General features: G+C 41.4%; 11 protein-coding genes. 8 read left to right on the forward strand and 3 right to left on the reverse strand.

All coding sequences use genetic code 11. The annotated features are described in order from the left end of the window. Window positions 1-1377, reverse strand: a complete 1377-nt coding sequence (locus tag CDH51_RS11700; protein ID WP_100628737.1) for a methyltransferase RsmF C-terminal domain-like protein — start codon at window positions 1375-1377, stop codon at window positions 1-3. 77 nt (window positions 1378-1454) lie between these two features. On the opposite strand from CDH51_RS11700, the gene CDH51_RS11705 reads away from it, so the two are divergent. From CDH51_RS11705 to CDH51_RS11725, 5 genes are all read left to right on the forward strand, one after another. Continuing rightward, window positions 1455-1811, forward strand: coding sequence for a DUF1304 domain-containing protein (locus CDH51_RS11705; protein WP_198514299.1), 357 nt, complete (start codon window positions 1455-1457; stop codon window positions 1809-1811). Between the two features lie 238 nt (window positions 1812-2049). Beyond that, on the forward strand, window positions 2050-2892 hold the full coding sequence (locus CDH51_RS11710) for a fumarylacetoacetate hydrolase family protein (RefSeq protein WP_100628738.1): 843 nt from the start codon (window positions 2050-2052) through the stop codon (window positions 2890-2892). A gap of 140 nt (window positions 2893-3032) precedes the next feature. Then, window positions 3033-3476 carry a hypothetical protein gene (locus CDH51_RS11715; RefSeq protein ID WP_100628739.1) on the forward strand — a complete coding sequence of 148 codons (444 nt, stop codon included), beginning with the start codon at window positions 3033-3035 and terminating at the stop codon, window positions 3474-3476. A gap of 68 nt (window positions 3477-3544) precedes the next feature. Continuing rightward, entirely contained in the window at window positions 3545-3985 is a 441-nt protein-coding gene (locus tag CDH51_RS11720) for a secondary thiamine-phosphate synthase enzyme YjbQ (protein ID WP_100628740.1), read from the forward strand. Between the two features lie 65 nt (window positions 3986-4050). After that, entirely contained in the window at window positions 4051-6261 is a 2211-nt protein-coding gene (locus tag CDH51_RS11725) for a DUF5916 domain-containing protein (protein ID WP_100628741.1), read from the forward strand. Window positions 6262-6317: 56 nt separating this feature from the next. Here the strand turns inward: CDH51_RS11725 and CDH51_RS11730 are convergent, their stop codons facing one another. Both CDH51_RS11730 and CDH51_RS11735 read right to left on the reverse strand, forming a co-directional pair. Then, window positions 6318-6878, reverse strand: a complete 561-nt coding sequence (locus CDH51_RS11730) for a pentapeptide repeat-containing protein (protein ID WP_100628742.1) — start codon at window positions 6876-6878, stop codon at window positions 6318-6320. 95 nt (window positions 6879-6973) lie between these two features. After that, window positions 6974-7960 carry a TlpA family protein disulfide reductase gene (locus CDH51_RS11735; RefSeq protein WP_100628743.1) on the reverse strand — a complete coding sequence of 329 codons (987 nt, stop codon included), beginning with the start codon at window positions 7958-7960 and terminating at the stop codon, window positions 6974-6976. A gap of 158 nt (window positions 7961-8118) precedes the next feature. Between CDH51_RS11735 and CDH51_RS11740 the strand changes: the two genes are divergently transcribed. The 3 genes from CDH51_RS11740 (at window position 8119) to CDH51_RS11750 (ending at window position 11212) form a co-directional block, all read left to right on the forward strand. Next, on the forward strand, window positions 8119-9201 hold the full coding sequence (locus CDH51_RS11740) for a lipid II:glycine glycyltransferase FemX (RefSeq protein WP_157807098.1): 1083 nt from the start codon (window positions 8119-8121) through the stop codon (window positions 9199-9201). Between the two features lie 34 nt (window positions 9202-9235). Next, complete coding sequence (locus tag CDH51_RS11745; RefSeq protein WP_100628745.1) at window positions 9236-10696, forward strand: pyridoxal phosphate-dependent decarboxylase family protein; 1461 nt, start codon at window positions 9236-9238, stop codon at window positions 10694-10696. Window positions 10697-10765: 69 nt separating this feature from the next. Next, on the forward strand, window positions 10766-11212 hold the full coding sequence (locus CDH51_RS11750; protein ID WP_100628746.1) for an outer membrane insertion C- signal: 447 nt from the start codon (window positions 10766-10768) through the stop codon (window positions 11210-11212). The last annotated feature ends 28 nt before the right edge of the window (window positions 11213-11240 follow it).

An 11240-nucleotide genomic window follows, 5' to 3' on the forward strand; every position in this document is an offset into this window, starting at 1 on the left:
TCAAAGATTGCGAATCCGCCAGTCTTTCGGATAGTAATTATTGATTCGGTTTCCAAGGTTTTTTATCCAACCGATTGGAAGCTGTTGATAAGTCAGCAAAATCCACCCTTCTGATTCATATTCTAGCTCCAGGTCTTTTTTTCTGAAGAAATTCAAAGCTTGCTCTTTTGTAAGCTCCAATTGTGGATAACTCGGTTTTGGTAAAATCGAAACGGCCCAATCATGAGATGGAATCCAGTTTTTACCTTGCTTCTTCCCTATTTCTGTTCCAAAGTATCGGATGTTCAGATTTTGGGAAATGTAATCGAAATGAGTTTTCCACATTTCTGGAAAGCAGAAGAAAGTGTCATTTAGCTGATAAAAGGTCTTGTTCTCAAAGCCAAGTTCTTCCGCTAGCTGATTAGATTCCCGTTCAGCAATTTCCTTCAAAAAAGGATGTTTGAAATCTTTTGGTTTTTTCGGTTCATTGGAATATGCATCCTCAGGTCTTTTCAAAACAGAGACAAAAAAGCCTTCTCCCTGAACCCGATGTGGATAAAATCTATAGCCATAAAAATCACCTTCTTCAGTTGATAAAGTAGACTCTTCAATATTCCAACTCGAGTCTAATGAAATCCGAACTGGCTCATAGGCGAACTCAGAAGTCAAAAAACGAATCATTTCTTCGTTTTCCTCCTTATTGAAGGTACAGGTGCTATAAAGCAAATATCCTCCTCCTTTGACCAAAGCCCCAGCCTGATCCAAGATTCTTTGTTGTCGTGATGAGCAAAGCTTCACATGGTCTGGACTCCATTCTTTTCTGGCAGTTGGATCCTTTCGAAACATTCCCTCTCCTGAGCATGGGGCGTCAATTAGAACTAAATCGAACAGCCCTTCCAAACTCTTAAAATGAGCAGGGTCATTATTCGTAACGATGCTGTTACCCAACCCCCATTTGATAAGATTTTCCTTGAGAATCTGAGTTCGGCTTTGGATTACTTCATTGGCAACGAGCACACCTTCATTTCCTAAGTAGCTGCTCAGAAGTGTGGATTTACCTCCTGGAGCTGCCGCTAGATCCAAATAAAGACCCTTTGGTATGGATAAGCTTTCCAAAATATGTTGGATAAACATAGAGGAAGCCTCTTGCACATAGTATCCTCCTGCATGAAAAAGTGGGTCCAAGGTAAATTGAGGTCTTTTTTCTAACCAAAAACCCTCTTGGCTCCAGGAAATGGACTTGGAAGCAAATGGGGAGAATAATAATTTTTCTCTATTTAATCGTATACTACTAATTGACTCCTGCTCCAATGACTCTTCGAACAGTTGATAGTCAACAGTACCTAATTCTTCAAGCATTTGGGACTTAAAGGCAGGATGTAGTTTGGATAAGCTCATTTTGATTTGAAAGCTTAAAGTTGGGGCATTTTTTTTAATGGAATTCCAAGATGGTTCAGAATTCCCTAAATTCCATCATGGAAGTTGTTTTAAAAGTACTTGTCATTTTGGTTGCCATGCAGCACTTGTTTTTCTTTTGGATGGAAACTTTTGCTTGGACCTCCTTTGGAAGAAAGACATTTGGTGGCAAGCGAGAGTATTTTGAGCAGACCAAGTCATTGGCAGCTAATCAAGGAGTCTACAATGCTTTTCTGTCAGCGGGCCTTATCTGGTCTCTTTTTGTGGGTAAATTAGAGTTTGAAGCCATGCTTCAAGTTTTCTTTTTTGCTTGTGTGGTGATAGCAGGAATCGTTGGAGCAATTACCGTCAGTAAAAAGATATTTTGGATTCAGAGTCTTCCTGCCCTTCTTGGATTATTATTCTTAGTTATCTAATCAAACCTATTATTCATGAAATCGAGCACTAAGCAAGCTACACATACTGGGATACCTCGATTAATCGGGGAAAATGTGCGACCTGCCTACCGCAGGCAGGGATTCCATTTGACCTCTCAAAGACAAATTATAAACAGATGAAATCGACACGATTAAAATCATCATTAAACACACAGGGAAATGATTATTTTAATCGTCAAAGATTCCATGTGGCCTTTCAAAATCAAATTATAAACACATGAAACTATATAAACTACAACAAGGAACGCTTCTCGAAATTGATAAGCAGTTTTTCCTTGGACCACAGTTCGATTGGGATGCTTTATTGGCGCAAGACAATTTGAAAGACTATTTGTCAGAATCACGGAAATCTTGGGAAAATCTTAACCCATCAGATGCAGACGAACTGATTAGGGATCAACTTGAGGCTCCAATGGGCAATCAAGAAGTCTGGGCTGCTGGTGTAACCTACTATCGAAGCAGAACAGCTAGAATGGAAGAGTCGCAGGATTCAGGAGGAGCGGATTTTTATGACAAAGTTTATGTGGCAGACAGACCCGAATTGTTTTTCAAAGCTACTGCATCCCGTGTTTCAACGCCTGGGGGCCAAGTCATGATTCGAAAGGATTCTACCTGGGATGTTCCAGAACCGGAGCTAACACTTTTGCTGTCTTCAACTGGGAAAATTCAGGGTTTTACCATCGGCAATGATATGAGCAGCCGAAGTATAGAAGGCGAAAACCCACTCTATTTGCCCCAGGCAAAAGTATACCAAGGATGCGCCTCTATCGGTCCTTGTATCCTAATCCAAGATGAAATCGATGTCAACTCAGAGATTAAATTGGAGATTTTTAGGGAAGATAAATTGGTATTTGAAGGAAATACTGATTTGACACAATTAAAACGCAAACCAAAGGAATTGGCGGATTGGTTATTTAAGGCTAATACTTTTCCAAATGGATGCTTTCTGATGACGGGAACGGGGATAGTCCCGGATGATTTTTCTCTAAAAGCAGGTGATCTGGTGAAAATCAGTATTCAAGGAATCGGAACCTTGGAGAATATCATCGGAAGCATATAAAAATTTCTGTAGCGAAATTATTTGGTACTGCGTATTGAAAAGGTAAGATTAAAACACTTGAAGGAATCAAGCTAGGTCCCGAAGTTTTCTCGGATCCAAGTAAGTATTCTTTCTGGGGCTCAAAAACAGATTGTTTGAAAATGAAAAAAGCACATCTATTACTCTTTGTTTTGTTCATCTCCTTTTCTTGTCAGGATGACGCAGACCCAGTTCATCCTATTTTTGATTGGAATTGGGTTTTCTCAGGCTATCAGAGCAGTTGGTCAGCCGATCAAACTTTTAATCCGATTTCTGACTCTTTATACATTTATCAATTTCAAGAGAATGGTAGTTTTTCAAAAACCATAGGATCAAATAAGCTGACAGGGACTTTTCAGATAAAAGAGGATCAGAGCAACCAACGAGAGTTTTTGTCTCTAGATTTTGATGATGCTTCCATTGAATTGCACGAGAATTCGGATGGCTTTCCATTAATTCACTCATGTACAGGAGTGTCTGAAACCTTGGTATTTGAAGAGGAAGGGACACTTTTCGGTTCTTGGTCAGCCTGTGATGGCCCTACTTTGTTTTTTACCAGAGAATAGGAAATCTTGAAATACCTATCTTCTATAAGCTTGTGGATAAGTGATGAAAATTATATTTTTTTGTTGATATGAATCAGTATTTCCAAAAGGCTATTTCCTTACCTAGTTATCCACAAGGCTATCATTTGATCACAGAAAAAGTGCTGAGTGCCATTCCAGAAATCAGAGAGATTCAAATCGGCTTTTTACAGATTTTCATTCAACATACTTCTGCGGCGCTGACAATCAATGAAAATGCTGATCCTACTGTGCGAAAGGACTTTCAAACCTTTGTAAATGAATTGATTCCGGAATCTTATCCACGCTTTATCCACACTTATGAAGGGCCGGATGATATGCCTGCGCACATCAAAGCCAGTTTTTTTGATTCTAGTCTGCAAATACCAATCACCGGTGGAAAACTTAATCTTGGAATTTGGCAAGGAATATATCTCTGTGAATTTAGGAGGAACGCTAGTTCTAGGAACCTGATTCTAACAGCCTTTGGTACTCCCCGGTCAGATAAATAGACCATTCATAAAATTGTATAATTCCAAGCGAGGAGTAGGCTTAGTTTTGTAAAATCAACTAGGCTATGAGAGTTTCCATCACCACCTTGCTCCTCGCAAAGCTGCTTTTCCTGTGTACCCAATTGGAAAGCTTTGCGCAATCTGTAAATGCTTTTGCTTTTAAGCTAAAAGAACCTATTGTGCTAGATGGCATTCTGGATGAGGAGATTTGGGGAGAGGAAGGATGGAATGATAACTTCACTCAATATTTTCCCTACGACACTTCAGCAGCTGTCGCGCAAAGTCGGGTAAAAATCGCATTTGATGATGACAACTTATACCTAGCGGCTGTCATGGAGAATACCGGTCCGCGAGAGTATGTATCTACTTCTCTCCGCCGGGATTATCGAGGGGAACAGAATGACGGGATCAGTTTCGTTTTTGATACCTTCAACGATAAGACCAATGCCTTTCAGTTTGGTATCAACCCCTATGGCGTACAACGGGAGGCACTTTTAGCTAATGGAGGTTCCCGGTCTGAGGATCTAAATTTGGCTTGGGATAATAAATGGTATGCCCGGGCAACTATTCATGAAAATCATTGGCAAGTAGAGGCCGTCATTCCTCTTTCTACGCTGCGATACAAGGATGGTGCTCAAAATTGGAATGTCAATTTCTATCGAATCGATAGTCATAATGGGGAGCGAAGCACTTGGGCACCTATTCCCCGAAATTTCTCCATCATTTCGACAGCATTCAGCAGGACCTTGATTTTTGAAGAGCCGCTGCGCAAAAATTCAGCGAATATTTCTGTGATTCCGTATATCGCAGGCCGAACGTCCCAAAATTTCCTGGAAGGAACTTCCGAGTCCTTTACTCCTGCATTTGGAGGGGATGCCAAAGTCGGAATTGGACCTGCCTTGAATTTGGACTTAACATTCAATCCGGATTTCTCTCAGGTGGAGGTAGATCAGCAAGTTACCAATTTGGATCGTTTTGAGATCTTTTTTCCCGAGCGAAGACAGTTCTTTCTTGAAAACGGTGATCTCTTTGCAAGTTTTGGTCATCCACTGGCAAGACCCTTTTTCTCTCGTCGAATCGGGGTAGACCGTGATAGCGCAACGGGTCAAAATGTGCAGAATAAAATCATCTACGGTGCCAGACTTTCTGGAAAAGTCACAGATGACTGGCGTGTGGGACTGATGAATATGCAAACCGCTACCGATGAGGATCGAGGTATAGCAGGAAAGAATTTTAGTGTTTTGGCAGTTCAAAAGAAGGTATTCTCTAGATCCAATGTTGGTTTTATTTTCGTTGATCGGGAGTCTTTAGCCTTGGATGAATATCAAAGTATTTTCAACCCGAATGAATACAATCGCATGCTTGGGGTGGAGTATAATTTGGCTTCAGAGGATAATCGCTGGACGGGAAAGGCCTTATACCATCGAACTTTTGAAAGCACCGAGAAAGAAGCTCCCCGAACGCTCAATGCTTATGTATTGTACAGCGATTTGCACTGGCGCTGGAGTATTAGCTACTTGGATATTGGAGCTGGCTATAACCCTGAAGTTGGTTTTGTCCCTCGGGTGGATTACAAGCGCTTTAACCCTGACTTGGGCTATCGGTTTTTCCCCAAATCCAATTTCATCAACAGTCATGGACCTCAACTGGAGTATGAGCTACGATGGAATGAAACTTTAGGAACCACAGACCGGGATATTGGTCTACAATACGAAGTTCGCTTTCAGTCTTTGGCGCAATTTACCTTGGGGTATACCAACAGTTATATTTATTTATTCGACGATTTTGATCCTACCCGAACAGGTGGAGAGCCTTTACTTGCGGGAACAGATTATACGGTCGATCGCTATGGCTTTGAGTTTCGATCCAATCCTCGACAGGCATTTAACTTTAGATTAGAAGGGGAAGCGGGAGAGTATTTTACCGGAGATATAGCCACTTTGCGAAGTGAACTTGCCTGGAGAATTGGCTATACGGCTAATATCGGGATGAACTTCAGTTATAATCGGATACGACTCCCTGAGCCACAAAATGACGCAGATTTGCTACTTGTGGGACCGCGGATTGATTTGACCTTTACCAAGTCCCTCTTCTGGACGACTTTTATCCAGTACAATAACCAAATCCAAAATATCAATATCAATACCCGTTTGCAGTGGCGATTTGCTCCGGTTTCTGACTTCTTCTTGGTTTACACTGACAATTATTTCCCGGATACATTTGCCTCCAAGCAGCGAAGTTTGGTGCTGAAGCTGAATTATTGGTTGAATATTTGATTTGGAGATTACTTCAATAAATAGAGGTTAAATAGTACTGTTGATTAGTAAATTCCTCACCCCACTCTAATCCCCCATTTCCCAAGCAACCCCGGTAATCCTTCTAAATCAAATCTTGCTCCTTTGACCTTGTTGATTTCCGGATCTAGCCGGTAGTTGAGAGCTTCACGAAAGTCGGCCTTTTCCAGATTGCTCCGGTCAAAGACAGTTCCGCTCATGTCCGAACCCATAAAACTTGCTCCGCTTAGATCAGCTTGAGAAAAGTCCACTTCTAACATTCGGCAGTGGAGGAATTGAGACTTTTTGAGTTGAAGATTGAAAAAGTTGCAGTAGTCGAGCTGGCAATTCTCAAACCGAAACTCAAGCAAAAAAGGATTGGAAGTATTAAAGTGTACACCAAGAATTTTGCAGCGCTCAAAGCGGACATTCTGGAATGAAACCTTAAACACCTTGGTATTGCTTAGATCACAATCCTGGAAGGTGCAATTTTCAAAGCTTGATCCCTGAAAGTCTAGACCGGAAAAGTCGCAACCATTGAAATCACAGGTATCATACTCACCTATTTGAAAATCTGAAGAAGATAGGTTTTGAAATGTTTGGTCGGAGAGATAGGGCATATAAAATCCATTGATAATTGAAGTTACGGTTTAAGTTAAATAGCTAATGGACAATAAAAGCAGTCTTGGAAATTAATATTCACTTATCAAAAAAATTACTCGCTAAAACCTTTCAGCTCTTTCTCTAATTTTCTTTTCAACTTGCCTTTGCTGTAGCCATTCCAAATACTCTGAACTTCGCCGGAAGGGTTAATTAGAACAAAAGAAGGGAATATTTCTATTTCAAAAAGCCTTGTAGCTAAACTGGTTCGGTCCCAAAGGTTTGTCCAAGTCATTAGCGCTTTATGGTCTTTCCATTTTTCTTCCCAGATATTTCGGCTTTTGTCATTCCATATCGTAACGAACTCTACATCTTTCCCATGTTTCTGATATACCTCTATCAATTCGGGAAGGGCTTTAATACAACCTCCGCATCCAGTAAATGAAAAGTCTAAAAGGACATATTTTCCTTTTTGTTCCTTCAAGCTAAAGTCAGTACCATTTTTACTTTCCAAAACAAAATCCGGTGCCATTTGCCCAACTTTAGCTCTAGCCATGGCATTGAGGCTCAAATAGGTCTTGATTTCATCTACTTCCCAAGTATCGACTAAAGGACCCGGAACTTGATCAAGCAAATCCATCAATTCTTCATCCTTAAAAATCGACTTGTGTGAGTTTAGCATTCGAAGACCTACAAGTTTGTCGAGATGGCTGGTGATTAGCAACTTTTTATTTGCTTCATCAGCCAGCTCGATATCAGTTTGGATTTGTGTAAAGGGATGAATTGGACTCAGCTGCCAGCTTTCTGGTTGATTGACATTTCCAGTAAGTGTATATTCTCCTGAATCCATCCAAAAGGTTTTAGAAGCCCGAATTTTTCCTGATGTCAAAATATAACTGATAGAAAGAGTTTTTGGTCCAGGCATCGAGTCCGTTTCGGTGAACTCGTATTTTTCGCCGTACAATTTGACCAGGTTTTCTCCATGCTGAATTCCGATTAGTTGGTTCCCTGAAAAGTTTCCTTCTAGCTTGCTGATTAGCTTAGTTTGAGCATTTGCTTCAAAACTTATAAATAAGATAAAAATCAGTATGTGTAACTTCATGAGTTAGTTAATTTCTTTTTTCTTCTAGTTTTACTTAAAAAAAACAAAATAGTTACAAAGAGTTGATCAGATTAATCTTCAGAATTAAATATCAATCAGTATGCTTTTCTTGCCCCTTCCATCCCTTTCCACCAAATTAGCGATCAAACTTGGAGACATTGAAAGAGATAAGGCTTCATATCACAAATAGTACAAACGACTGGAAAGATTGGGATCATTTTCTTGCTAAATCCAAACGTGGCATTTACCTCCAACTCAGTGATTGGTTAAAAAGCTATCGCGCCTATGGTTTTGAAGAGCATTTGATCCTTTCTAAAGATCCTTCTGGCCAGATTCAGGGAGGGATGGGACTGGTTTTGGCTAAAGCTGGCCCGCTAAAGATTTTGGTGGCACCCTACGGACCGATATTGGGTCAGGGAAAGGAAGATTTGTTTCCTGCATTTGTCATTGAGTTTTATGCTTTTGCCAGAAAATGTGGGGCCTTTCTAGCGCAGCTATCTGCACCTATTACCACGACTTCTGACTTTCAGGATCATTTTATGACTTCCCAGCTGGCCTATCCAATTGCACCGACTGGAAAAGGTCTGCTTTTTAAATATGTCACTGGTCTGTCTGCCTTCCGTGCGGTGAAGCTTTTTGCTGGAGAAGAAGATGCCTATGAGAAAGTGCGGTCAAATTACAAAGCCAATACTCGACGGGATGTCAATAAATCCAATCGTATGGGAAATGAATTGGTGTTTGCAGAAGGTGCGGAGGAAATCCAAAAAGCCTACGATCTGATAGAGCTTAATGCTGAAAATCAAGGCTATGCGGTGCGATCTTGGGATGACTTCGGACCTACTTTGATATCCTTGGTGAATTCTGGTCACTGCATAATCCCTTGCTGTCAAAATGAGGGTTCCTTGAAAGGGGCTTTGATCATTTTTGAAGCTGGACAAAAGCTGCACTACATCATGGGAGCGACGCTTCGAGAAAAGAAAGACCTTTTGGTGGGTCACTTTCTCCAGGATCAGGTGATTCAGTTTGCCATATCAAAGGGCTATGATTTTTACGATATTTCTATGGGTGGAAGCCCAGGAGTTGTCCGTTTTAAGGAAGGTTTTGGAGGGGAAGTTTTGCCCTTGCCTGAACCTCAGTATTGGGTCCTAAAGCCTGCACAGTTTTTTGCCTATCAAAAACTCCTTCCGTGGGTTCAAAAAAACAAAACCTTGGTCTCCAAGATTGTAAAGAAATTCAAGTAAGAGCCTTTCTATATTCCTTTAAGCCATTTGCTTCATGAAAAACGAAACTGATCAAAGCCTAGATCCACAGGATTGGGAATCTATGCGTCAATTGGGCCATCAGATGATCGATGACCTCATAGATTATTGGAAAGGCATCCGCGATGAAAAGATCTGGAAACCCATACCTCAAGAGGTCAAGAAAGCGCTCGAGACCTCTATTCCCGAAAAGGGCGAAGACCCAAAAAAGGTCTATGAGGATTTTAAGCAGAATGTTTTCCCCTACAACAAAGGGAACGTACATCCTCGATTTTTTGCCTGGATTCAGGGAACCGGTACACCTCTAGGTACTTTTGCCGACCTGTTGGCTTCCGGGATGAATCCCAATACAACCATCGGAGAACACTCAGCCATGTATGTGGACCGGCAGGTAGTCAACTGGTGCAAGGAACTGATGGGTTTTCCTTCCGATGCGTCCGGGATTTTGGTAAGTGGAGGCTCGATGGCCAATATCACTGCCTTGGCTGTAGCTCGCAATTCCCATGGTGAGGGAAATATCCGTGAAAAAGGACTTGTTGGGAATGGAGAAAATCTCGTTTTGTACTGCTCCACCGAGACTCATTCCTGTATTCAAAAAGCAGCTGAGATTCTAGGTTTGGGAACTGATTCGGTTCGTATGATTCCTGTGAATGCCAATTTTGAAATGAAGGTGGATCTTCTGGAAGAACAGATTCAAGCCGATTTGGCTGCAGGACTGAGCCCTTTTGCCATTGTAGGTACTGCTGGGACTGTTAACACCGGAGCGATTGATCCCTTGGATGAGTTGCTGGAAAAAGCCAAGAAGTACAAGTTGTGGTTTCATGTGGATGGAGCTTACGGTGCTTTGGCCAGGTTAGACCCGATTTACGCAAGTCGGCTTGTGGCTTTGGATGAGGCAGATTCGGTAGCTTTCGATTTGCATAAGTGGCTTTATGTCCCCTATGAAGTGGGATGCACTTTAATTCGGGATGCCAAGAAGCATAGAGATGCATTTGCTTTCACGCCAAATTACCTACTACAGGAGAAGCGGGGGCTTTCAGGTGGTCCCGATCCGATCAGTCATTATGGTTTTGAGCTTTCCCGAGGTTTTAAGGCGCTCAAGATATGGATGTCTTTGAAAGAGCATGGCTGGAAAAAATATGCCCAAATGATTGCTCAGAATAATCGGCAGGCTGAATACTTGGGCCGATTGGTTGATTCACATGTACAGCTGGAATTAATGGCACCAGTCTCCATGAGTATCACCTGCTTTCGAATGGTTCAAGAAGGAATGAGCGAGGAAGAAATTCGAGACTTAAATAGGGAGATTCTTGTCCGGATTCAGGAGGAAGGGATTGCCTCTCCGAGTTCTACTATTTTGAATGGAAAATATACGCTTCGAGTTGCCAATGTCAATCAACGGACACGATTTGAAGACATGGATTTACTGGTGGATGAGGTCCTTCGAATCGGAAATGAAATTCTATCAAAAAAGTAAAAAGATCAAAATTGGTCTGATTTTCGATGTGAATTAAGTAACTTTTATCTAAACCTAAATTTTCAGCATATGAATTTTAAAAAACTCATGCTCGCAATGTTCTTTATAGGAACCTTTGCAATAGTAGAATCTCACGGTCAGGAATTGGGTCTCCGATTCGGAAACGTCAATGGAAATAATGTCGCCTTAGATGCAGTATTTTCTTTAGGAGACTTTAGCCGACTTCACGGTGACCTTAGCTTCGGTGGAGGCGGAGTTGGCATTGACGTGCTCTGGAATCCGATCTATCGTCCGATAGCAGATTCAGAGTTTAATTATTATTTAGGCTTTGGTCCTTCCTTATTTCTCGGCGATCCCTTTAGACTGGGAGCAGCAGGTGAGATCGGTGCGGAGTATCAGTTTGCAGATATTCCTTTGATTATCGGACTCGATTGGCGACCCTATTTTATTTTAGTCGAAAACACCAATTTTGACGCTGGAGGATTTGGATTAAATGTTCGCTGGCGATTAAACTAAAATAGAATAGCCGGGTCAGATTCATTTT

Origin of the sequence: Algoriphagus formosus (assembly GCF_002807035.1) — a bacterium.
In the GTDB taxonomy this organism is placed as follows: domain Bacteria; phylum Bacteroidota; class Bacteroidia; order Cytophagales; family Cyclobacteriaceae; genus Algoriphagus; species Algoriphagus formosus.